Origin of the sequence: Dyadobacter sp. UC 10, from assembly GCF_008369915.1 — a bacterium.
Lineage (GTDB): Bacteria > Bacteroidota > Bacteroidia > Cytophagales > Spirosomataceae > Dyadobacter.
In genome coordinates this window covers 6172736-6195129 of the sequence record NZ_VSRN01000001.1, presented here as the reverse complement: position 1 = coordinate 6195129, position 22394 = coordinate 6172736, and the positions used below count along the sequence as shown (strand labels likewise).

Annotated in this window: 18 protein-coding genes and 1 riboswitch; of the genes, 6 read left to right on the top strand and 12 right to left on the bottom strand. The window is 49.7% G+C overall.

Annotated features, from left to right (window positions below):
• Window positions 1-2 precede the first annotated feature (2 nt).
• Window positions 3-590: a hypothetical protein gene (locus tag FXO21_RS25655; RefSeq protein WP_149642761.1), complete on the top strand. Its 588-nt coding sequence runs from the start codon at window positions 3-5 to the stop codon at window positions 588-590.
• Here the strand turns inward: FXO21_RS25655 and FXO21_RS25650 are convergent.
• The 10 genes from FXO21_RS25650 to FXO21_RS25605 form a co-directional block, all read right to left on the bottom strand.
• Window positions 585-2105, bottom strand: a complete 1521-nt coding sequence (locus FXO21_RS25650; RefSeq protein WP_149642760.1) for a GH3 family domain-containing protein — start codon at window positions 2103-2105, stop codon at window positions 585-587. The genes FXO21_RS25655 and FXO21_RS25650 overlap by 6 nt on opposite strands.
• A gap of 78 nt (window positions 2106-2183) precedes the next feature.
• Window positions 2184-3044, bottom strand: a complete 861-nt coding sequence (locus tag FXO21_RS25645; RefSeq protein WP_149642759.1) for a phosphoenolpyruvate hydrolase family protein — start codon at window positions 3042-3044, stop codon at window positions 2184-2186.
• 18 nt (window positions 3045-3062) lie between these two features.
• Window positions 3063-4304, bottom strand: a complete 1242-nt coding sequence (locus FXO21_RS25640; RefSeq protein ID WP_149642758.1) for a Tm-1-like ATP-binding domain-containing protein — start codon at window positions 4302-4304, stop codon at window positions 3063-3065.
• A gap of 15 nt (window positions 4305-4319) precedes the next feature.
• Window positions 4320-4616, bottom strand: coding sequence for a Dabb family protein (locus FXO21_RS25635; protein WP_149642757.1), 297 nt, complete (start codon window positions 4614-4616; stop codon window positions 4320-4322).
• 5 nt (window positions 4617-4621) lie between these two features.
• Window positions 4622-7762 (bottom strand): DUF7133 domain-containing protein, encoded by a 3141-nt coding sequence (locus FXO21_RS25630; RefSeq protein WP_149642756.1) that lies wholly within the window; start codon window positions 7760-7762, stop codon window positions 4622-4624.
• A gap of 36 nt (window positions 7763-7798) precedes the next feature.
• Window positions 7799-8449: a 3-keto-disaccharide hydrolase gene (locus tag FXO21_RS25625; RefSeq protein ID WP_149642755.1), complete on the bottom strand. Its 651-nt coding sequence runs from the start codon at window positions 8447-8449 to the stop codon at window positions 7799-7801.
• A gap of 21 nt (window positions 8450-8470) precedes the next feature.
• Window positions 8471-9994, bottom strand: coding sequence for a RagB/SusD family nutrient uptake outer membrane protein (locus FXO21_RS25620; RefSeq protein ID WP_149642754.1), 1524 nt, complete (start codon window positions 9992-9994; stop codon window positions 8471-8473).
• A 36-nt stretch (window positions 9995-10030) separates the two neighbouring features.
• Entirely contained in the window at window positions 10031-13363 is a 3333-nt protein-coding gene (locus FXO21_RS25615; RefSeq protein WP_149642753.1) for a TonB-dependent receptor, read from the bottom strand.
• Window positions 13364-13584: 221 nt separating this feature from the next.
• A complete protein-coding gene (locus FXO21_RS25610) occupies window positions 13585-14778 on the bottom strand; it encodes a FecR family protein (protein ID WP_149642752.1) in 1194 nt (397 codons plus the stop codon).
• A 90-nt stretch (window positions 14779-14868) separates the two neighbouring features.
• Complete coding sequence (locus FXO21_RS25605) at window positions 14869-15453, bottom strand: RNA polymerase sigma factor (protein ID WP_149642751.1); 585 nt, start codon at window positions 15451-15453, stop codon at window positions 14869-14871.
• Between the two features lie 246 nt (window positions 15454-15699).
• Here FXO21_RS25605 and FXO21_RS25600 point away from each other — a divergent pair, with 246 nt between their 5' ends.
• Together FXO21_RS25600 and FXO21_RS25595 are read left to right on the top strand one after the other, a co-directional pair.
• Window positions 15700-16788 carry a helix-turn-helix domain-containing protein gene (locus tag FXO21_RS25600; RefSeq protein WP_149642750.1) on the top strand — a complete coding sequence of 363 codons (1089 nt, stop codon included), beginning with the start codon at window positions 15700-15702 and terminating at the stop codon, window positions 16786-16788.
• 138 nt (window positions 16789-16926) lie between these two features.
• Window positions 16927-18075: a DUF4932 domain-containing protein gene (locus FXO21_RS25595; RefSeq protein WP_149642749.1), complete on the top strand. Its 1149-nt coding sequence runs from the start codon at window positions 16927-16929 to the stop codon at window positions 18073-18075.
• A gap of 32 nt (window positions 18076-18107) precedes the next feature.
• Here the strand turns inward: FXO21_RS25595 and FXO21_RS25590 are convergent, their stop codons facing one another.
• Both FXO21_RS25590 and FXO21_RS25585 read right to left on the bottom strand, forming a co-directional pair.
• On the bottom strand, window positions 18108-18923 hold the full coding sequence (locus FXO21_RS25590; RefSeq protein WP_192579324.1) for a helix-turn-helix domain-containing protein: 816 nt from the start codon (window positions 18921-18923) through the stop codon (window positions 18108-18110).
• Between the two features lie 91 nt (window positions 18924-19014).
• The gene (locus FXO21_RS25585) at window positions 19015-19476 is read right to left on the bottom strand and encodes a carboxymuconolactone decarboxylase family protein (protein WP_149642747.1); all 462 of its coding nucleotides are present in this window, start codon (window positions 19474-19476) and stop codon (window positions 19015-19017) included.
• A 178-nt stretch (window positions 19477-19654) separates the two neighbouring features.
• Here FXO21_RS25585 and FXO21_RS25580 point away from each other — a divergent pair, with 178 nt between their 5' ends.
• The 3 genes from FXO21_RS25580 to thiC all read left to right on the top strand — a co-directional run bounded on the left by FXO21_RS25580 (window position 19655) and on the right by thiC (window position 22391).
• A complete protein-coding gene (locus tag FXO21_RS25580) occupies window positions 19655-20020 on the top strand; it encodes a hypothetical protein (protein ID WP_149642746.1) in 366 nt (121 codons plus the stop codon).
• 37 nt (window positions 20021-20057) lie between these two features.
• Window positions 20058-20153: riboswitch (TPP riboswitch) on the top strand.
• A 67-nt stretch (window positions 20154-20220) separates the two neighbouring features.
• A complete protein-coding gene (gene thiS, locus FXO21_RS25575; RefSeq protein WP_149642745.1) occupies window positions 20221-20424 on the top strand; it encodes a sulfur carrier protein ThiS in 204 nt (67 codons plus the stop codon).
• Between the two features lie 83 nt (window positions 20425-20507).
• Complete coding sequence (thiC, locus tag FXO21_RS25570; protein ID WP_149642744.1) at window positions 20508-22391, top strand: phosphomethylpyrimidine synthase ThiC; 1884 nt, start codon at window positions 20508-20510, stop codon at window positions 22389-22391.
• The last annotated feature ends 3 nt before the right edge of the window (window positions 22392-22394 follow it).

Below are 22394 nucleotides of genomic sequence, written 5' to 3'. Positions count from 1 at the left end.
CGATGGAAAATGAAGATTTTGAAGCTTTCAAAACCAGTAAAACGATCCCGCGGGTCATTGAAGAGCAGGTATTAAAAGCCCTTTCATTTTATCCCGAATTGAAGGAGACGGAGATACATTTCTTGTTTAAAAAGAAAATCAAAGGCTCTGTGATGCAGGCGCAGCCGAAGATCAGTACGATGTTTGGCGGGAAACGTGCCTATCACATCAATATCAGTGCGCTATTCCAGCTTACCAACTCGGCGATCCCCATTCATCAGATTCCGCCGGACATCATGGTCGGCTGGATCGGGCATGAGCTCGGGCACGTGATGGATTATGAAAACCGGAACACGATGGGAATGATCCGGTTTGGGTTAGGGTATTTGTTTTCGACGAGATTCGTAAAACAAGCCGAGCGCGTGGCTGATACGTTCGCGGTCAACCACGGTTTAGGAAGGTATATCCTTAAAACGAAACACTTTATTCTCGACCACGCTTCTCTTTCGGAAAAGTACAAACAGAAGATTGCCCGCCTGTACCTCTCGCCTGATGATATTGTAGAGCAGGTAAGGAAACTGGAAGCCGAAGAGCGCGGCAACCCGTCATAGGTTTTTGTCCACAAATGAGGCAAAATCAAGGAAATCCTCTTCCTTCATCACGCGCGGGATTTTTACCTGTCCACCTTTTTTCTTTGTCTCCTCACTCCATTTGTAAAATATTTCCTCCGGTATCAGCTCCACTTCCACGCCTTTCAATGCGCGGCTCCTGGCTACCTTGTAATTTTTGTTGTTTTCGGATAGAGTGGCGTCCAGCGACTCCGCTACCTTCACCTTATCCGGGCATTTATCACAACTCAAAAACCATTTATGAATGTATTCATCACCGCGGTGAACAGCTGCCACAATGAACTCTTTAATCACCACATCATATTCCCGCTCAATCACACGTAGTCCGTCATTCATTTGATTCACAGAAAGTTGTGAGCCTACTACATTAAGATAATGCTTGGTCCGGCCGGTGATCTTAATCTCGGCCCGCAACTTGTCGGTAATGGTAACGGTATCGCCGATCATATAGCGCCAAGCCCCGGAAACGGTCGATATTAGTAATACATATTCGATATTTTCCTCTGCCTCAGCCAGCGAATGCACAGTCCCGCCAGGCTTGACGAGTCCATCCTCATCCACATTGTCGCCATTGAACGGGACAAATTCGTAGAAGATCCCATTGTCTGGAAAAAGCGCCATTGAAGAAGTATCCGGCCGTTTTTGTATCGCGATGAAACCTTCGGATGCAAGATAGGTATCGATGTAGATGAGCGGGTGCGCAAACAGTTTTTCAAGACTTTTCCGATACGGTTCAAATGCGACGCCGCCGGTCGTGTACACCATCAGATTGGGCCAGATTTCGTGTATGTTGTTCAGCTTATTGTGACTGATGATCTCTTTCAGCATCAACTCGATCCACGACGGAATACCCGAAAGGCAGCCAATATCCCAGTTTCGTGCTTCCTCCGCAATTCTTTTTACCTTTTCGTCCCAGTCGGAAATTGCGGCGATTTCCGGCCCCGGCTTGTAAAATCCACCAAACCAGGCGGGCAGGTTGCTCGCGCTGATCCCGCTGATCTCGCCTTCCTGGTGATCGTCTTTCCGGATCAGGTCGGTACTGCTGCCCAGCATGAGTATTTGTTTGGTAAAAAACTCACCCGGCAGGTTGAACGCGCCGATCGTGGCGATCTCCGACATGCCCGCTTTACGGATGCAAGTCAGCATTTCGTCGGTTACCGGAATGTATTTACTATTGCTTGTGGTGCCGCTGCTGAGCGCAAAGTAGTTCTGCCCGCCGGGCCAGGTCACATTCTGGTGTCCTTCAAGAAGGAAATGCCACCATTCGTCGTAAATTTTATCGTAGTCGTGAACCGGGACACTTCGCTGAAATGTGGAGATGATATCTTCGCTTTCGAGGATTTCGGAGAAATGGTAATGCTTCCCGAAGGCGGTAAGTTTGGCCGTTTCCAGCAGTTTTTTGAGTACGTTTTTCTGAGCTTCGATCGGATCGGGATCGCTGATGATCCTGCCGGTAAAATCAATCGCTTTCTTGATAAGCTCGCCGATTACAGCCATATATGCACTACTACGTTTTGAATGATGCCTTCGCATATCAAAAAGTCGTGCCATCTGGCCGTAACCGGCGAGCAGTACCTATTTCAGGGTAATGCTTTTGAAATCACGCGTGAGGTCCGTGAGCGATTGTTCGATTCCCATTCTTTCGAGGGAAGATGCACCCACAAAACCGTGAACGTCGGTTCTGCTGAGTATTTGGCGCACGTCGTCCGGGGTATTCACCGGTCCGCCGTGGGCGAGGAAAAAAATGTCCGGATTGACTTCCCGGCCCGCATCGGCGATGGCCTGCGTGCGTTCTACTGCGTAATCCATGGAAACCGCCGCGCCGGTTACACCGATGGAGCCGCCGACGGTTGTGCCCACATGCGCCACGATCGCGTCCGCGCCGACTTCCGCCATTTGCCGCGCTTCATCGGGCGTAGCCACATACACGATAGAGAACAGGTCCATCATTGTCGCCAGTCTGACCATTTCCACTTCTTTGGCAAAGCCCATTCCCGTTTCTTCCAAAACCTGACGGAAATGCCCGTCGACAATGCAGTGGGTAGGAAAATTATTGACGCCCGAGAACCCCATTTCTTTTACTTTCAGCAAATGGTGCCACATTCTGCGCCGCGGATCCGAGCCGTGGACACCGCATATGACCGGGATTTCTTCCACCACCGGCAGTACTTCAAATTCACCGATCTCCATTGCAACCGCATTGGCATCGCCATAAGCCATTAACCCGGCGGTAGAGCCGTGGCCCGACATTCTGAATCTCCCTGAGTTGTAAATGATAATCAGGTCCGCGCCGCCTTTTTCGATGAATTTGGCGCTGATCCCCGTTCCCGCGCCCGCTGCGATAATTGCTTTTCCCTGTTCGAGCGTACTTTTCAGGCGGTCTCTTACTTCCTGTTTTGTGTAAGGATTTCCCTTACCGGTCCATTGGTTCGGCATATTGTATTGGTATGAATACTAAATTTTTTCGATTTCCTTTTGCTGTAAAAGTCCCAGCAAGTTACTAACCAAATGCGCTGCAAATGCAGGATCATTGATATGAAGGTCATATTCGGTCACTTTTACGTGATCGGCAGCACTGGATTTGATTGCATCAAATAAAGCTGTATCCGCCTCCGGCTGGTAAAATATACCGCCCTCCGAGTCGACCTGTGAAATGCCACGCAGCGGGATAATAATGGAGGCCGGTGCTTCCGATGCACTTACCTTAACTGCCAGCCGTTGTCCCAGTATCCTATTTTCTTCCACATTGGTGCGCATAAGCGTTACGTCCGGTGCCCAGCTGTAAAGCTGGCGATCTTTATATTGAGCTGGTACCGTGTCTAAATGGGCAAAATTGACCATATCCAGACAGCCGGGCACTACTACCTGCGGCAAACCCATCTCGGTAGCGGCAGTAAGCCGGGTAGGTCCCGCGCTGCAAATGCCGCCGCAAAGGTCATCGGCCAGCTCAGTGGTCGTCACATCCAATATGGCGTCAAAGCTCCCTTCCCGGATCAGCGCCTCCATGGTTTTGCCGCCTACGCCCGTCGCGTGAAATGCGAGCACTTCGTAACCTGCATTGGTCAGCAGCTCCGTGCATTTATCCACGCAGGCGGTCGTATTACCAAACATACTGATCGCAACACAGCCTTTGGTTTCGCTGTTTTCGGTTTCAGGTACGTTCGCCATCGCGCAAATTGCCGCGGCCGCCTGTGCTACCAGTCTTTTCAGAATATGGTTGGTCCCCGCCACATCCACGACCGACGGCATCAGCGTGATATCCTTGTCGCCGATCTGCCGGGAAAGGTCTTTGGAGGCCACGGTACTGAGGCAAAGTTTGGGGATACCAAAAGGGATCTGCTGCATGGCTGCGAGGGTAATGTAAGTCCCGCCGCCGCCGCCCATTCCGATCGCCGCCTTTACTTTTCCTTCTTCAACCAGCCTCGCCACAATCGCAGCGGCTCCCTGTCCCATGATATCCATCGCTTTTCCCCGGTCGCGGGCTGCCCGTAATTGGGCGAGGTCACTTGCCGCCTCGGCAGTAACTACATCTGCTTCAAAATCCACGGGGAATGCGTCAGTCGTGCCGAATATGCCCGTATTGATGGTAATGACCCTTTCCTGCTGCGCGATAATGCGTTCGCGGAGGAAAGTGAAAACGTCGCCTTTTGTATCAAAACATCCCAGGATCAGAATGTACTCTTCGTTTGAAAACATATTTAAGCATTGAATTTAAACCTCGAAATCAAACACAACTACCCGTTCCAGATTAGGTACAACCACGTCTTTGGCGTGTTCATGCACGGGGTGGGGCAGGTAGGCGTCGCGCGAAGCCGGGCTGTCGAAAGTCATGATAAAACCGTGCGTGAAACCGTCGTTCATGCCCTCCGGACTGCTGTAAGGTCCATGTTCCATGTCAAGCAGCCCGGGAATCTGCCCGACCATTTCTTTCATGGTTTTAAAACAATGTACGATTTGTTCCTCCGTAACCGAATCCTTGAACCGAAAAACCCCGAAATGTCTGACCATAATTTCTATTTTAATGTTTTGATATAAGAAAGCAAATCGGCTACCTGCTTGTCGGAATAGCTGTCGATCAGCCCTTTGACCATAAATGATCGTCCGCCGAGGAAACTCTGGCTTTTGATTGCCGCAGCTTCCACAAAAACCCTGGCACCGCCCATAAATGCAAGCGTAGTACCCTGGTTGTCGCGGTTCACCAGGTAGCCTTCCACGCTGGTACCGTCCTTTTTATTGACCCGATAAACCGCATATCCCGACTCCACAGCCGCATCAGGGTCTAAAATCGCCGTAAGCAACGCCTCATTCTCCCGGTTAGCAGAACCATCTAGCGCAGGCGCGATATTCTGGCCTTTGCTGCCTACCTGGTGACAGGCGAGGCAGGTTTGAAACAATAGTTTTCCGGCCTCAGGATTTCCTCCGTTCTTCTCCGCCACGGTCATGTATCTGGTGAGCTTGCCTTTAAATTCCTTCTTCTTTTCCTCGTCGCGTTTCTTCACGCCTTCCATGATCGCGATGCTGCGTTTGTCGTTTTTGTTTGCATTTAAAATGCGTTCGGCCGCTGGAAGATCGAATGCAGACAGGTCGAGCAGTTTTTTTTCATGCATCGAAACGAGCAGCTCTGCGCCCTGGCCGGAGGAAGACAGGATAGAGGCCAGCTCTGCTTTTTCGGTCTGGTTCAGTTGGGGTACCCATTTCAGCGAAGCCTGTTTGCCCGCGGCGGGATCGGTTTTGGAAAGACTATTCAATGCGGCCGCACGTACATCAAAGCTCATTTTTTTGTCCTGAACAAGCTTGGCAAATACGGGCTGATTTTCCTTCGGGCTTACTTCCATCGCTTTAAGGGCGAGCCGCAAAGTATTGTCAGGCAGCTGGTCGCTGATCATTTCGGCCACCGCTACGCTCGATTGTTCGATCCTGAACCTGCCGATCGCGTCCAGTGCGAGGTCTTTATCCGTTTGTGTATTGCTGGCTAGCAAAGTCTTCACCGGCGCGGCCAGTATCGCAGCCAGTTCAGGCGATTGTACCTGCGACTGGTTTTGCAATGCAAATGTCGTATACGTTTTCGCATTCGCCGGGTCGGCTGAGCGCTGCTTCATAGCTGCATTGATTTCGCCGTTTTTGAGCATCGCCGCCATACTTACGAATGTCGATTCATCTAGTATCGTCATATTTGCCTTTGGCCAGAATTGAAGGAAAGCGGTTTCGCGCTGTCCGTCCGGCAAAGCCTGTACCGCCCAGAGCATATTGATCGCCGGCACATTGGCCGCGGCGGGGGAATTAATGAATTGCTGCAATGCCGCGGGCGATTGCTCCAATGCTTTTCTCGCCAAAAACCTTTCAAATCGCCGCTCGTAACTGCCGCCCATCGCATTGCCGGGAAGTTCGGGCTTACAAGCTTGAACCAGGATTTCAATCACACTTTGATCCGCATTGCCAGCGTCAGTCATTGTCCTGATCACCTGCGAGCGTACCGCCGGATTTTTGTCTTCGATCAGATTTTTAGTCAGCGCAGCGATTTCCATTGGTTGCAATGAAAAGCTGTTCAGCGAGCGGATTGCCTCGCGTCTGAGATCGGATGAAGAAGCTTGCAGAAGTTTCGTCATCAGCGCCGCATCGTACTTTTTAATACCTTCCAGCGACCACAATGCATGAATGCGCGCAACGGGATCAGCTGTTTCGTCTCCTGCAATAGCGATCAGTTCCGGTGCGAGTTGGGAAGTTTCGGTTACAGGCCGGTCGGATATCTGGTGCCAGGCTGCACGTTTTTCCCAGAGTGAAGGCGATTTCAGGTAGGCAGGCAGGTCTCCGGTTTTTATTTTGTAAAAATCAGGTACCTCGCGCGGTTGCTGACTCACGTGCCTGATCCGCCAGATCCTTCCGTGCGTTTTGTCGCGGTCGGGGTGGGTGGTCGGCAGTTCGTTGTGCGACACGATTTTGTTGTACCAGTCGGCAATGTAGAGGGAGCCATCAGGGCCGAACTCCATATTCACCGGCCTGAACCAGTCATCTTCCGAGGTAAGCAGATCAGGTAAGTGGCTGGAAGTGACGGTGCCATCTTCATTCCGGACCATTTTCACGGCATTGATCGAGCTGGTAATAGGGTTTGCCAAGAAGGCGACATCCTTGTATTCAGCCGGAAAAGTACCCGAAGCATCGTCGGGAAAAGCGGTGCCCGAGATCCCTGTTCCACCTACTCTGAAAGTATGCAGCGGTGGCATAAAAGGTTGGTAAGGCCGCAGGCGGTCATTGCCGATGCCCGGGAAACCCACGCCTGGTTCCAGCTGCACGACGGAATAGCCGAGGTCATTTGCCTCAGAACCATACCATTGACCATTATGCCGCAACTGAAAACCCCAGATATTATTCAACCCGGAACTCACCAGCTCTACCTTTTTTCCATCCAGTGAAAACCGCGCGATCTTACTGAAATCGATCTTCGCTTTCGCGTCGCTTTTAAGCGAAGTTACCTCGCCTTTGTTCAACCCGCCGTGACTGAAATGGATCCAGTCGCCGGGCCCGCGTACCAGCGTATGCGCCATGGTGTGCGTGTCGGTGAAACCAAACCCGGTGAGCAGCGGGTCGCGCTGGTCGGCTTTTCCGTCGCCATTTGCATCATTTAAAAAGAACATTTCCGAACCCTGGGCCACATAAACGCCCGATTTGTAAGGCAGGATGCTCATTGGTATTGTCAGTCCGTCCGCCCAGATCGTCGCCTTCGCGGGTGTCTTTTTATAGAGGTCGGAAATGACGATGATTTTGTCGGTACCCTTTGTTTTTCCCTGATACAGGTCGAGAATGCGCTTGAAATTGGGGTGCGTTTTCTGTTCTTCCTGGTTGTCCATCAGCCGGAGCAGGTCATTCCACTGAATATCGGCAATAGGGTCAAGCGGGTACATTCTGGCGGTTTGAGTCCAGAGCCGTCCCGCGTCATCGAAGGTCAGGTCGACGGGGTTGATGATGCTGTCGCGTTCGCTGGCAACCAGCTCGATCACAAAACCGGGAGCAAGCTTGAAGCCGGCCATTTCCTGCTCGGGGGTGTTAACTTTGGTTCTTACCGATTGCGTTTTATCTCTTTTCTGCGCCTGGCTGCTGTCGGGCAGACCGAGCGCCACCATGACCACGAATATCGCAGCGATTTTTTCAAGCCTCATAAATGAATGGATTTACTGTTACTAGGTCTGATTTTGTCATAGCTCGGTGAGCACCAGGTCTTTAAATTCGACCTGGGCTACGCCGCCGCTGTGTATTTGTACTGCTATCACGCCCTTTTGGGGCATTTTCTGGTCTTGCTCGGTGTAATCGCAGGTTTTGACACCATTGATATATAGCTCGTGCCGGTTGCCTTTGCAGCGGATGATGTACGTGTTCCAGCCGTTTTCTTTCAAAACGTGGCTTAGCGTTTTCAGGTCCCCGCCGATCAGCTTGCCGCGCCGGTGCTCGTCGTAGATATCGCCCCAGTAACCGGTGCCGATATCCGCCTGGTACCCGACCATTTTACCGCCCTCGATCACCGATCTGTATTGAATGCCGCTGTTGATCATACCCGTTTTAGGGTCTCCGGTGAGTCGGAAAAGGCAGCGGAATTCGAAGTCGCCGTATTCTTTGGTCGTGAAAAGGTACCTGTTGGCTTCGATCTTGTTTTTGCCGTCGCCGCTTTTCAGCGAGCTGTCCGCCGCTGTCCAAAGCTTCATTTCGGCGGGTTCTATGGTTTTCCAGCCCGTCAGGGTTTTTCCGTCAAACAGGGAAACCGTTTTTTTGGCAGACTGACCGGATACGTTGCAGCAAATGCAGGCAAGCACCAGTTGCAGCAGCAAACTTTTATTTTTTAATAAGCTCATTTTCAAAAATTTTAATTGATACTACCACTTCGGATGCTGCACCAATGTGCCGCCTGACTTATCTATTTCGGATTGCGGTATCGGGAAAAAGTCATGCTTTCCATCTACATATTTGAAAAAATTACCTCCCCACTGCGGGTTGATCTTCGTATCGTTCTGCCAGCGGTCCTTTGATCTTAAAAAGCTCCCGGCAATACCCCATCTACGCAAATCGAATGCAATTTTTCCCTCGAACGTAAACTCAACCCTTCTCTCGTGCCTGATCGCCTCGAAGACCTGCGCCTTGTTCAGGCTCGTAGCCAGCGGCGGCATATTCACCGAAGGCCGTGCGCGCACCTGGTTAATATAGGGTACTGCCGCTGCCGGACTTCCGGTTTCGTTTAGTACCTCGGCGTACATCAGCAGTACCTCGGCATACCGGTACAATGCGAAATTCGCGGAGGTGTGCCAGGGGTGATTCTGCTCGATTTCAGCACCTGTCTTTCCCGAGATCACCCATTTTTTTAATGCAAAACCGGTCCCGTTCACGACATCCTTGAATATCTGGCCTTCAAAATTGTCGCCTTTGCGGAAGATGGAATAGGTGAGCCGGGGATCTTCTTTTGGTGTTTTTTCAAATTCATTGACCAGGTCCTGGGTAGGCCGGATCCAGCCCCAGCCGCCGCCGGGCACATATCCTTCTCCGTTTGGCGCACTGTAAGTGGTTGAGAAGTTGCCCAGGTTTTTACCGGTATTCGCCTTGTACTGTATTTCAAAAATAGACTCACTATGGTTTTCAACCGAGCCGTCGAACAATGCGGAATACGAATCCAGCAGTCTGAACTTGCCTGATTTGATCACAGTTTCGAGAAGCGGCCTGGCCTGCGCCCATTTTTTCTGCCACAAATAAAGCTCCGCAAGAACCGTTTTGGCGGCGAATGAAGTCGCGCGGCCGAGGTTCGCATCGTCGTAAGTATCAGGCAGGGTAGAGGCTTCGAGCAGGTCCTTTTCAACCTGCGCAAACAACTCCGCCTGTGTTGATTTTGGTACGAGAAGGTCGTCGATACCCAGCGTGGTCGTCACGAGGGGTGCGTCTCCGTACATTTTGGCGAGGCGCAGCATCCACCAGCCGCGCAGGAAGTACGCTTCTTTAATGAGCCTTCCTTTCAAAGCTTCGTCCATTTCAATAGCGGGGATCTTTTCCATCGCCTGGTTGGAACGGTAAATGCCTTCGTAGATCTGAAACCATTGGTTCGACAATTCCCCGTTGTTGGGTTGCAGGGTATATTGGTAGATCTGGTTCCAGGCCACGCCGTCGGGGTGCGGCTCGGCGTCGGAGCTCTGAATATCTCCCCACATATCCATTCCCGTCACATTGCTCGTACTTCCTCCGGTATGGTAGGCGAGTATGGCATTGTAGCAGGCCACCACAGCGGCATTCGCGTCGTCGGCGGTGGTATAAAATCCGTCCTGTGAAACCGAGCCGATCGGTTCGAGGTTCAGTTTGTCGTTGCAGCCGCCAGCCAGCACAGCCAGCAGCGCGATCGTAAGAGATAGTTTTTTCATTCGTATATATTCGGATACGTAGCTGATATTTATTTTCTAAAAACCGAGGTTCAATCCCATGTAAAGCGAGCGGGCAATGGGGTAGGCGGTTGCCGTTGTTTCAGGGTCAAAACCGGGGTATTTGGTAAATGTGAACAGATTTTGTCCTGCTATAAATAACCTGATCTTGCCTAATCCTGCCTTTTTGATGGCGTCGCCCGAAAAGTCATAGCCTAGCTGGACGTTCTGAATGCGGATGTAGTCCTGGCTTCTTACCCAGAAATCCGAAGAACGCGAGTTGTTGTTGGGGTCGCCACCGATAATGCGCGGCACATAGTTGCTCGTGCCCGGACCAGTCCACCGGTCAGCCCACATGATGTTGGTTGACTCCGCCGCACGTGCCGCCGCAAATCCGCTGGCGAAAATGTTCTGGTATCTCCCAAAATCACCGGTTACCGAAACGGCCAGGTCGAAGTTTTTGTAACGCGCGCTGCCGTTGAAACCGATGATCTGCTTCGCCAGGAAGTCGCCGATATAGGTCCTGTCTTTGTCATCGATGATGTTATCACCATTCAGATCTTTGAACCTGATATCGCCCGGCTGCGCATTGGGCTGGAATGGAGAAGAAGCTATTTCATCATTCGTCTGGAAAATGCCGTTGTGCACATAACCGTAAAACGAATTAATACCGTGACCCTGTGAAGTGCGCGTTTCAACACCGCCCTGGCCGCCTCCTGCCTGGATAATATCCAGTCCCTTGTCCAGCTTGGTCACCTCGTTTTTATTGATCGTGATATTAAAACCCACATTATACGTGAAGTCCTGGTCCAACGCAGTACCGCGGTAATCGACTGTAAACTCCATCCCGCTGTTCCGCACGCTGCCTACATTCTGGTAAGGATAAGTGGCCAGCCCGGAAATGCTCGGAAGTGGCACGCGTACCAGTACATCGGAAGTGCGGCGGTCGTAGTAGTCGATAATAAAGCCCAGTCTGTCCTGAAAAAGGTTGAACTCCAGCCCGGCGCCGGTCGTAGTCGTTTTTTCCCAGGAGATATTCCGGTTGGCCAGTGCAGTAGGGCCAGCTCCGGAGACTACGTTTTGTGAGGAACCGAAATTGTAAAACAGGCTGTAATCGATCAGCGACTGGTAAGGATAGATCCCCACGTCCTGATTTCCCAGCACACCGTAACCTGCACGGAGTTTCACGTAACTCACAGGCCCCAGTTTTCCGGCAATGAAATCTTCATTGGAAAGTACCCAGCCTGCTGAAACAGAAGGGAATATACCGGTTCGGTTGCTCTTTTCAAAGCGCGAAGACTGGTCGATCCGGATACTGGAAGAAAGCAGGTATTTTTCTTTGAATGCATAATTGAGACGACCTAAATACGATTGCAACGCCCACTCGGTATAGTTGCCGCGGGCCAGATCGTTGGAGGTAGCCGCGTCCAGCACTTGCAGGTTCTCGTCGTTCCGGCTGAAAGTGTTCCGGAATGCACGCACAAATTCATAACGCTCATTCTGAAAAGTATATCCTGCCATCAGGTCCAGATGGTGGTTTGTACCGAAGGTTTTGCCGTAGGTCAGGATGTTATCGATAATGTAGTTTTTCGTACTGTTGATCTGCCTGTTCAGCGTCGCGATGCCGTTGGAATTACCCAGCCCGAAGTTGTAGGAGGGGACGAAATTCTTGATATCCATATTGATATATTCCGCGCCGATACTCGTCTTGAATTTCAGACCGGGGATGATCTCGTACTCGGCATATAAATTACCAAGGAGTCCAAGCCTGTTTTCGGCATTTGTACGCTCGTAAGCGTACACGAGCGGGGCGGTCATCGTCGTGGGCTGGCCGGCGCGGTCGGCGATCCCGTAGCTCCCGTCTGCATTGTAGGGCAGAACATTAGGGGCATAAATCAGCGATGCATTTACAGCACCCTGCGGGTCGCCTTGCTTCAATGCGCCATAGCTGAAACCAAAGCTGCTGCCTAGTTTCAGTCCTTTCAGTGGCTTGATATCATTGTTTACGCGGAAGTTAGCGCGGCTGTATTTGGAATTCAGCACAATACCGTCGCCTTTGTAATAGCTCATCGTGATCGCATGCAGGTTCTTTTCGGTACCGCCGCTGAAAGACAGGGAGTAATTCTGTTTGCCGCCGGTGCGGAAAATCTCATCCTGCCAGTTGGTCCCTTTTCCGAGTGAAGCCGGATCGGCATAAGGCGCTTCCTTTCCCTGATTTACGTAAAAATCGTTTACCATCGCACCATAAGTAGCCGCGTCTACGGTACCGATCTTGTTGATCGGCCGGTCGAAACTATACATGGATTGAAAGCTGATCACTTCCTTTCCGATAGACCCTCGTTTGGTAGTTACCAGTACCACACCATTCGCACCACGAGAACCGTAGATGGCTGCCGAAGAAGCGTCTTTCAACACAGTTACCGATTCAATGCTGTTAGGATCCAGGTCGGTCAAGCCGCCGCTTGTGATAATACCGTCGACTACCACGAGCGGTGACGAGCTTGCGCCGAAACTGCCCATTCCGCGAATGCGTATCTCCGCACCTGCACCCGGCCCGCCGTTGGTTTGCCGCACATTCAGTCCCGCTAGTTTGCCCTGTAATGCCTGCGCAAGGTTTGGCACCGCCTGATTTTCAGTTTGTTTGTTCGAAACAAGTCCTACTGCACCTGTCAGGTCGGTTTTCTTCATCGTACCGTACCCGATCACCACCACTTCGCTCAACGCCTTGACATCAACGAGCAGCTGTACATTCACTTCCGTGCGGCTTCCCGCAACGATTTCCTGGCTGGTATAACCTACAAAGCTGAAAATCAATGTCGTATTTTCATCATCTACTTCCAGGCTGTATTTTCCATGTGAATCGGTGGTAGTGCCGCTCTGCGTGCCTTTCAGTAATATACTTACACCCGGCAGGCCTTCACCATTATCGTCGGACACTTTGCCGGTAATCGTGTGGCGGATCTTTTCAGGCGCCTCCGGAACAGCCATGCTTTCCTCTTTCGTCCGCACTTCTTTCCGGAGCACGATGCTTTTGTTGAATATCTTGTACGAAAGCGGTACATCCCTTAGTAACTGATTCATAGTCTTGTCAATCGAAGCGTTCCGGATGCTCAGACTGACCTTTAGACCTTTGGGAATATCGAGTTTATCGTACAGAAAAAGGTAGTCGGTCTGCTTCTCGATCGCTGCGAGCGCAACTTCCAGGGGAACGTTTTTCTCGTTCAGCGAAATTTTCTGACTAAATCCATTGGCCGCGACCTGAGAAAGCGTGGCCACCAGCAGAAACGTGATTAGTTTCATCGTCAAGATCAGTCCGGGAGGCACGGATATGAAGCTGCATCCCCCTTTCTGTGGTAAAAGGTTTAATTGCATATATTTGTAAGGTTTAGATAAAATGAAACAGACTTGTCACAAGGTTTTTTCGCACTTTCTGAACTTACCAGGGGAGATGTTCGCAGCATCTTCCCTTTTTTATGTCCGGTAGTGCAGGTCAGGCATTCATGGTGGTGCTTTCCTCCGGGCTTTCATAGGTTTTGGATTTAGGAACAGTGGGTAAATTGTATTAACGATATAGTGTATACGCTTCTTTTGTATTACATTTTCACGATGACATTGTTCTGCTCGATTTTGCAATTCACTCCGGCATAGCGTAGCATATTCAGCAGCTCTGAGATATTGACATTCCGCGAAACCTTGCCGGTAAATTGCCGCCTTGGGATCTTCCCTTCGTAGCTCACTTCGATATTATACCAGCGGGCCGCCTGCCGCATGATTTCCTCGATGCCGAAGTCCCTGAAAAAGAACAAGCCGTTTTTCCAGGCTATCTCGCGTTCCGTGTCTACCTGCGCAGTACGGATCGGGCTGCCCGCCTGAATCGTACCCTGCTCGCCCGGTTTCAGCTTTTTGAATTCCTTTCCGTTCTTTAATTTAACCGAACCTTCCACAAGCGTCGTTTTGGAAGCTGCTTCATCCTGGTAGGCCATGATATTAAAGCTCGTGCCCAGTACTTCCACCTCAGAAGTGCCGAATCTGACACTGAACGGCCTGTTTTTGTCTTTTGCCACTTCAAAATAAGCCTCGCCTGAAATTTCCACAATGCGGTTATTTTCTGCAAATACGGTCGGGAAGCGAATGGAGGAAGAGGCATTCAGCCATACTTTGCTTCCGTCGTGGAGTGTAACCTGGTATTGTCCGCCTTTCGGAGTGGAAAGGGTATTGTTATGTAAATCAGCTTTTTGTGATGTTTTAGATACAGCAACGTTCAGCGCTCCGTCACCAATTTTAGTGAACCGGGCTTCTCCGTGGCTGCCCAGTAATCCGTCGGCTGCGCTATCCAATACAATCTGCCGGCCGTCCGACAAGCTAAGCATTGCCCTGTTGCCACCGGGCGGTATATCAGTGACCTGCCGCCCGGTGACCGCAACCTCCGGGGTTTTAGCGGGGCGATTACTCAGCCAGTAAAGCGAAAATCCGGCGATGATCAGGATAGACGCTGCCGCATAACGCAGCCACCACAATGGACGAACATTTTCTTCTTCTTCATGATCAATATCTTGTTTTTCAGCTATTTGTAAAATGGAATAGAGCATTTTCCCGCTCTCTTCTTCCGAAAACTCCTTTTCATCCGGATGCAGGTTTTCCCAGGCATTTTTGATCAGGCCCGCCAGTTCTTCGTCATCTTCTGACATTCTGATCAGGTGCATCAGCTCGTTTGTTTCCGCATCTGTTGCCCGCCCTGCATAATAGCGGCTGAACAAAAGCGCCAGCCTGGAAGAGGATATTTCCATACCAAAAAAGCATTTAGATCTGTAAGAAATCGGTCTTGTAGCTAAGACAGGAAAAGTAAAATAAAAGGGGGTATCGATTTTCGAAAATTTTCAAAATAAAAATAACGAGCAAATAAGTATGCTCACTATCAGTTTCTTACGAACATAAGAGGTGATGGATTCAGAAGATATCTGCAAGTATTTTTTTACCGTTTCCCTCGAAAGGCTCAGGCGGGCGGCTATCTCTGTGTATTTCAGCCGCTCGTGCCGGCTCATGAGGTAAACCTGACGCTGTTGCGGTGGCAGGCGGTCAATGGCTTCGTCGAGCAAAAGATAATGCGCGTTCTCCTCTTGCGTTTCGTCGGTCCCGAAATCCAGGTTGTCGTCCAGGCCGGTGGTGAGTTTGTTCTGGATCGCATTCGTTTTCAGGCAGTTCAATGCATGATTTTTTGAGATCACATATAAATAGCCTTTGAAGTTCCGGACAGAAGCAAGTTCTTCCCGGTTAAGCCAGATCTTCAGAAATATATCCTGTACCACTTCCTGAGCCAGTTCGTGCGACCTGGTGATACGAAAAAGATGGGCCCCGAGGCGGTTATGGTATTTGTTAAAGACAATCCTGAAAGCCTTCTCATCCCCCTGCGCAACGAGCTGAAGTAAATCACTGTCTTCGTCTTTAATGGCTAAGTCAGACATTTTGAAGCAGATAAACCGGTAGTTCTATACTCTGCAAACACAAAGCGATGGAAATTCTACTAGAATAAATGTAATTTATTTAATGAGTGTCTGGAAGTATCCATTCCTGCACCCGGCCTGCATCGTTGTTTTTTGGATTTCGTCATGAGAAATTTGTATCGCCGCACTGGCTGCATTAACTTTCCTCACGAAGATGTTTTGACGGAAGAGATGTTGCTGCCGGAGCTCTCATCTTTCGATATTTAAATGGAAAACTGGAAAGCCTTTGCCTTTTTACTGGCTTCGGGACAGGGTTTTGTCCTCAGCCTGTCGCTGATCGCACGTGGCGCAAAAGGCCCGCGGGCTGGGTTTTTTCTCGGGCTGATCCTGTTCGTGCTTTCCCAGGAGCTGTTGAATGCGTGGGGTATCCAGGTACGCTATCACCAGCAGCCCGGCGCGATCCGGTTCTGGAATTACCAGAGTTACCTTGTTCTTCCGCTGGCGCTCTGGTTCTTTGCGCGGCTCACTACTTCGCCGGATTATAACTTTAAGAAACACTACTGGTTATTTTTCCTTCCTATTGCCGGGGAAATCGCTTTCCGGTGTTTCTGGCAGACTTACGCGGGCTCTCTGCATGTGAAGCGGGCTTCCTTGCTCGACAATCCTTTCTGGTTCTTCTGGACTGAAATAATGCCCATCTTGGGAATGGTGGGTGTTTTATGGATTTATGCACAGAAACTTTCACGATTCAGGATCGCATGGCGGAAGCAACTTGACAGCCTTAGCCTGAGGCAATATGTACGTTTATACGGACTATTCAGCTTCATGCTTGTATTGACGGTACTCTGGTTTGCAGGTGTAATTTTAAAATGGCCGATTTTTACCGGGGTTAATTATATGCTCACCGCTTGCTTGTTTGGCCTGGGTTATATTGGCTATCTCAATCCGTCCTTTTTTATGCTGCCCTCGCTGCACAAGCCCAAAGCGGTCGACAAGCCCGAATTTATCCAATACGATGATCTGGTCGAATTGCAGCGTCTCCATGCCGCTTTCAGTCAGGATGGACTGCATACCAGATCGCGGCTGACGGTCGAAGATGTAGCCGCGCATTTGAATCTTCCTTCCCGTTATGTATCGTACCTCGTGAATACGCACTGCGCTTCCAATTTTAACAATTTTGTTAACGGGTTCCGTGTAGAGGAAGTGATCCGTAAACTGGGTGATCCCAAAGAGCAGCATAAGACCGTTCTGGCGCTGGCTCTGGAGGCGGGTTTCAATTCTAAATCTACGTTTAACCAGGTATTCCGGCAGCATACGGGCAAATCTCCTTCTCAATATCTGCTCGTGCGGAAATAACCTGAAACGGGCAGTCTTCCTGAGCCGACATCATTGTCCGGAATCACGTTTCCGGACGTCCGGAAATGCGTTGCAGGGCGCTTTCTGATTTCACAGGCGCTTTTTTTGTGTTTTCAAAAACATCAAAGCTGTCGAAAAATGAATGCAAAATTGCTACCGCTGATTCTCCTGATCTGGCTTTCTTCCACTGTCTGTAAATCTCAAAGCAGCGACAAAACCGCGGGGGAATTTGAAATACAAATCAATAAAAATGTGGAGCTGCTGGGCTTCGTTTATTTCCTGGGTTATGAAGGAGCGCAGGCTGAAACCAGCGATTATTCTCCCCGGACGAAAGCGCGCTACGCTTACGGACTGAATTTGTACCGCCAGTATAAATCCTTTGAAAACAGCAAAAATCTGGCAGTAGCGGTTGGTTTTGCGCAGGATATCTGGCTGGATTACTTCATCACTCTGCTGGTCCAGCTCGACGATTTTCCCCATGCAAAGCTGCACGACGATATTGATCCCGCCCATTATCTCCGGTTTTCTTCAAAAAAGGATACAGCAGAAGCGAAAACGAATGCAGTAGCATTTATAGCGGCGATGAACGGGTTGTGGCAGGAAGTAGATTTCGACATTTACCTTAAACAAAATCGGCCGAAATATGCCAATGCGATAGGACAGGTGAAGAGCGGTTTGCCCGACAGTAGCTTCATCTCAACCATGGAAAAGTTTTACCAGGCGCATCTGGACAGCTATATCCTGGTTCCGAGCCTTACCATTCCGCCGGGAATGGGTTTTGGCATCAGGTATTCGGAGCAAGGAAAAAAGTACGCTTTCCATGTATTCGGCGCGTTTCATATACCCAATTTCAAAGATTCACTGAGACTTGATATGGGTTTTGACGATCAAAAACATCTCCTGGAACTGAGCACGCATGAATTCGGGCATTCGTTCGTGAACCCGGTGATTGATAAACTTCCCGGAAATATGATTTCCGAAACGAAAAGTCTTTTTGAGCCAATTAAGGAGGTCATGTCCAACCAGGGCTATACAGCCTGGAAAGCCTGCGTTTACGAACATTTCGTGCGGGCGGGCGAAATTATGATTTCACGAAACCGCGGGAATGCAGCCGATACCGAGCGATTGAGAAAGCATTACGAGGAAGACCGGAAATTTATTTATCTGCCGCTGATATTGGCGGAACTATCGAAATACGACGAATTGAAAGAAGTAACGTATAAGCAAGCTGTCCGCAACGCAGTGGAAAAACTGGTGGAAAAGGCCACTCAAAAACAAGGTAATTAAGCAGGGTCTCTGCTTGGTTATTTGAAGAAGTTTCAATCCGTTTCGCGCATCAGAAACGCCGCACTTTCATTCCCTAGTCGCTCTTGTCTTTGAAATAAGACCGGCTGGTATCCCGAAAACTGTTTGAATTCTTTAATGAAATGCGATTGGTCCGTGTACTGCAAATAATGCGCGACTTCTGACAGGTGCGGATAATATTTGCACAGTACCAGTTCGAGCGCCTGCTCAAAGCGGATGATGCGAAGGTAGGTTTTCGGTGAGACACCTATCGATTCGCTGAATTTTCTTTCCAGGCTTCGTTCTGAAATCTCGTACCGGTTCAGGTATTTCCCGACCCTGAAATTACCACTTTCGGCATCGCGGTGAATGATGTCATTAATGACCTTATCTTCGAATTTTGTTTGGTTCAACCTGTTGACAAAGAATTGATTGAGTTGCGCTATCTTTTCCTGCGGCGTTTGTACCTCACAGATTTTTTCCAGTGTGCCGGCCGGAATAAAAAGCGACAGGTCAACGGTCTGGTCTACCAGTTCACAGCAGTCGATATTGAAAAAAACTTTTAACGCCTGAGGATAAAAACTGGCGCCAATGTGCGCGTATTCGCCGCGGACCTGATATTCTGTTGCTTTGGTGTCAATGCCGGAGAGATAGGATCCCGGTAATTGTATATTGTCCTCACGCCGGGTCACGGTGCTCTGCCCAGGCTCTCGCACGACAAGTCGGGGGTAGCGATCGGCAAAGCATTTCACCGACTTTTCAGCGGCCTGACAGTCACGGAAATCAATGATACTGTAATACCGGATATACTGCCTCAAAATTTCCGGCGCGGGGATCAGTTGACAATTCATGTTTGTAGACGTCATTTTTGACTCACAAAAATAACATAACTGCCCCGGATCCACTTATCTGTAGTTACCGGGGCACTGCCGCAATTCCTGTCTATTCAAATTGACCAGGTTTATAATTGCCTGGTACACTGCCTAATGCGCGCAACACCCTGTTCCAGGTATTGATCTGGCTGACGGCCAATATCAGGTCGGCGATTTGGGATTTGGTAAAGAAGCGGTCGAGGTCGTCGAATGCTTTTTGTGGCAAATCCTGCACATTGATATTGGTGAGTGCCTCTGCAAATGCGAATACCGCGCGCTCCGTTTCGGAATAGTAAGGCGCTTCCTTCCAGGCAGCCATTCCATGTAACCTTAAATCACTCTCGCCCAGACGTATCGCTTCTTTGGAATGCATGTCCAGACAATAGGCGCAACTATTGATCTGCGATACCCGATATTTCATCAAAACGATCATTTTAGGATCTAATTCTGACTTTTTGAGGAACATTTCATTTTTCCAGAGACCGTCCATAAGACCATGGCGGTATTCAGATTCTGAGATTCTTGGATTCATAATTCACTCTTTTGTTTCAATATTTAAACAAACCATTCCTTTTTACGCACAAAAATATAAACCCAAACTGAGCCGGAATAGTAAAAAACCGACAAATAGCGGATTGTCGGTTTTTTACTATCCTGCTGTGAAACAGCGTCCTAGTTTTGCAATATCTATTTGGTTAAAATTAAAATCCATGAAACGCCTGTATAAATACTCGATTATAAGTCAGATGGTTTTTGCCATTGGACACATTATTTACACTCCGATAGCGCATGCCAGCTTGAATGAACCGGCCGTCTGGTTTTTTTCAGGCGCTTTAACCTTGCTGTTGAGCGGATTTTTGAATTATATGAACCTTGTTATCCCCGATCGTATACTTTATCGTGTTACGGCGCTGGCGAATTTTCTTTTGGTGCTGTTCACTTCTGTGCTGGCATTTGTAGTCCCTGAACCGCAATGCATTGCGCTGGTTTTCGCAAATATTTTATTATTGATTTTTGGGTTGACCGGTTCTGCTTTCAGTCGGCCGGAAGTGAAAAGGTTCTCCGATTTCCAGTAAACAAAATTTTGATAGCCGGGATTTTCAAATAGCTTTGTCGAAACTTTAGGGGTGTCCCGATATGCGGACTGAGATAATACCCTTTGAACCTGATGCAGTTAGTACTGCCGAAGGGAAAAGTAAGAGATACTGCTATTGTATCTCAATGTATCTTTCCAAAGGTCCATTCCTGAAGTTTTTCTCACAAAACGTTTTTCAGAATGGAAATTACCGTCAACGATCAATCCAGAGAAATTCCCGACCAGTATTCGGTACAGCAGCTTTTGTCAGGTCTTTTCCCTGATACGCTCAAAGGCATTGCCGTCGCGATCAACCAATCGGTGCTTGCGAAGTCGGAGTGGGAGGGGTACCTGCTCCAACCCCACGACCGCATTACCCTGATCAAAGCCACGCAGGGCGGCTAGGGGCATTTATCAAATTAGTCAATTGAAAATATTCACCGCACCGCGCCATTCTTCGGCCGCGGCCTGCCCAAAATCCTTATTTTATGAAAGTCGAAAAAACGCCCGAAAGCGGCGTGATCACCAGAACCCCGTTCCCGGCGTCGCGGAAAATTTATGTACCCGGAAAACTGCACAACATCTCCGTCGCCATGCGCGAAATAGCGTTGCACGATACTAAAATTCACGGTCGCAACGGTGCTGTGGAGCCAAATTCGCCTGTTACCGTGTACGATACCAGCGGGCCTTTCACCGATCCCGACCTCGAAATTGATGTGAAAAAAGGACTTCCGCAGCTGAGATCAGAGTGGATTAAAGCGAGGCAGGATGTGGAGCAGCTGGAAGCGATTTCGTCGCAATACGGTCAGCAGCGGTTGGCTGACCAAAACCTCGATCAACTGCGATTTGCGCATATCAGCAAACCGCTTCGCGCGAAAGCCGGACAGAATGTTTCCCAACTGCATTATGCGAAAAAGGGCATTATCACGGCCGAAATGGAGTATATCGCAATCCGCGAAAACCAGCGTATCGAGCAGCATTTTGATACATTAAAAGAGAAATCGAACGCATTGGCGCACCAGCACGCGGGTCATAGTTTTGGCGCGAATACGCCTAAAAACTTCATTACGCCCGAGTTTGTCCGGCAGGAGGTGGCGGCGGGCCGGGCGGTGATTCCGGTCAATATCAATCACCCGGAAAGCGAGCCGATGATCATTGGCCGGAATTTTCTGGTCAAGATCAATGCCAATATCGGTAACTCTGCGGTTTCGTCGAGCATTGAAGAGGAGGTTGAAAAGGCTGTCTGGGCTTGCCGCTGGGGCGCAGACACGATCATGGACTTATCGACCGGCAAGAATATCCATGAAACGCGTGAGTGGATCATCCGAAATGCTCCGGTACCAATTGGTACTGTACCAATTTACCAGGCTTTGGAAAAAGTAAATGGAAAAGCCGAGGACCTTACGTGGGAATTGTTCCGTGATACGCTGATCGAGCAGGCCGAACAGGGGGTGGATTACTTCACGATCCATGCGGGTGTTTTGCTCCGTTACATTCCGCTGACGGCTAAAAGGCTCACAGGGATTGTGTCGCGGGGCGGCTCGATTATGGCAAAATGGTGCCTGGCCCATCACAAGGAAAACTTCCTTTACACGCATTTTGAGGATATATGCGAGATTATGAAAGCGTATGATGTAGCATTCTCACTGGGCGACGGGTTGCGTCCGGGCTGCATTGCGGATGCAAACGATGCTGCTCAATTCGCAGAACTGGAAACGCTGGGCGAGCTGACGAAAATAGCCTGGAAGCACGATGTGCAGACGATTATCGAAGGTCCGGGGCACGTGCCGATGCATCTGATCAAAGAAAACATGGAAAAGCAGCTGGAACATTGTCAGGAAGCGCCATTTTACACATTGGGACCGCTGACAACAGACATCGCGCCTGGCTATGACCACATTACATCCGCAATCGGCGCGGCGATGATCGGCTGGTTTGGTACAGCCATGCTTTGCTACGTGACGCCGAAGGAACATTTGGGGTTACCGAATAAGAAGGATGTGAAAGACGGAGTGATCACCTATAAGATCGCTGCGCACGCAGCAGACCTTGCCAAAGGACACCCGGGCGCGCAGTACCGCGACAATGCATTGAGCAAAGCCCGGTTCGAATTCCGGTGGGAAGACCAGTTTAACCTATCGCTCGATCCGGATACTGCCCGCGAATTTCACGATGAAACTTTGCCGGCCGAAGGCGCCAAGATCGCGCATTTTTGCTCGATGTGCGGACCTAATTTCTGCTCAATGAAAATCACGCAGGATGTGCGGGACTATGCAGAGGAAAACGGGCTGATGGAAGAATCGGCGCTGGCGGAGGGTATGCAGGAAAAGGCGAAGGAGTTTGCGGAGAGAGGCAGTGAAATTTATTTGTAATGA

What these genes read in the sequence shown, in the direction of transcription:
- FXO21_RS25655 (WP_149642761.1), top strand. Translation starts at nt 3, where the DNA reads ATGGAAAATGAAGATTTTGAAGCTTTCAAAACCAGTAAAACGATCCCG.
- FXO21_RS25650 (WP_149642760.1), bottom strand. Translation starts at nt 2,105, where the DNA reads ATGGCTGTAATCGGCGAGCTTATCAAGAAAGCGATTGATTTTACCGGC.
- FXO21_RS25645 (WP_149642759.1), bottom strand. Translation starts at nt 3,044, where the DNA reads ATGCCGAACCAATGGACCGGTAAGGGAAATCCTTACACAAAACAGGAA.
- FXO21_RS25640 (WP_149642758.1), bottom strand. Translation starts at nt 4,304, where the DNA reads ATGTTTTCAAACGAAGAGTACATTCTGATCCTGGGATGTTTTGATACA.
- FXO21_RS25635 (WP_149642757.1), bottom strand. Translation starts at nt 4,616, where the DNA reads ATGGTCAGACATTTCGGGGTTTTTCGGTTCAAGGATTCGGTTACGGAG.
- FXO21_RS25630 (WP_149642756.1), bottom strand. Translation starts at nt 7,762, where the DNA reads ATGAGGCTTGAAAAAATCGCTGCGATATTCGTGGTCATGGTGGCGCTC.
- FXO21_RS25625 (WP_149642755.1), bottom strand. Translation starts at nt 8,449, where the DNA reads ATGAGCTTATTAAAAAATAAAAGTTTGCTGCTGCAACTGGTGCTTGCC.
- FXO21_RS25620 (WP_149642754.1), bottom strand. Translation starts at nt 9,994, where the DNA reads ATGAAAAAACTATCTCTTACGATCGCGCTGCTGGCTGTGCTGGCTGGC.
- FXO21_RS25615 (WP_149642753.1), bottom strand. Translation starts at nt 13,363, where the DNA reads ATGCAATTAAACCTTTTACCACAGAAAGGGGGATGCAGCTTCATATCC.
- FXO21_RS25610 (WP_149642752.1), bottom strand. Translation starts at nt 14,778, where the DNA reads ATGGAAATATCCTCTTCCAGGCTGGCGCTTTTGTTCAGCCGCTATTAT.
- FXO21_RS25605 (WP_149642751.1), bottom strand. Translation starts at nt 15,453, where the DNA reads ATGTCTGACTTAGCCATTAAAGACGAAGACAGTGATTTACTTCAGCTC.
- FXO21_RS25600 (WP_149642750.1), top strand. Translation starts at nt 15,700, where the DNA reads ATGGAAAACTGGAAAGCCTTTGCCTTTTTACTGGCTTCGGGACAGGGT.
- FXO21_RS25595 (WP_149642749.1), top strand. Translation starts at nt 16,927, where the DNA reads ATGAATGCAAAATTGCTACCGCTGATTCTCCTGATCTGGCTTTCTTCC.
- FXO21_RS25590 (WP_192579324.1), bottom strand. Translation starts at nt 18,923, where the DNA reads ATGAATTGTCAACTGATCCCCGCGCCGGAAATTTTGAGGCAGTATATC.
- FXO21_RS25585 (WP_149642747.1), bottom strand. Translation starts at nt 19,476, where the DNA reads ATGAATCCAAGAATCTCAGAATCTGAATACCGCCATGGTCTTATGGAC.
- FXO21_RS25580 (WP_149642746.1), top strand. Translation starts at nt 19,655, where the DNA reads ATGAAACGCCTGTATAAATACTCGATTATAAGTCAGATGGTTTTTGCC.
- thiS (WP_149642745.1), top strand. Translation starts at nt 20,221, where the DNA reads ATGGAAATTACCGTCAACGATCAATCCAGAGAAATTCCCGACCAGTAT.
- thiC (WP_149642744.1), top strand. Translation starts at nt 20,508, where the DNA reads ATGAAAGTCGAAAAAACGCCCGAAAGCGGCGTGATCACCAGAACCCCG.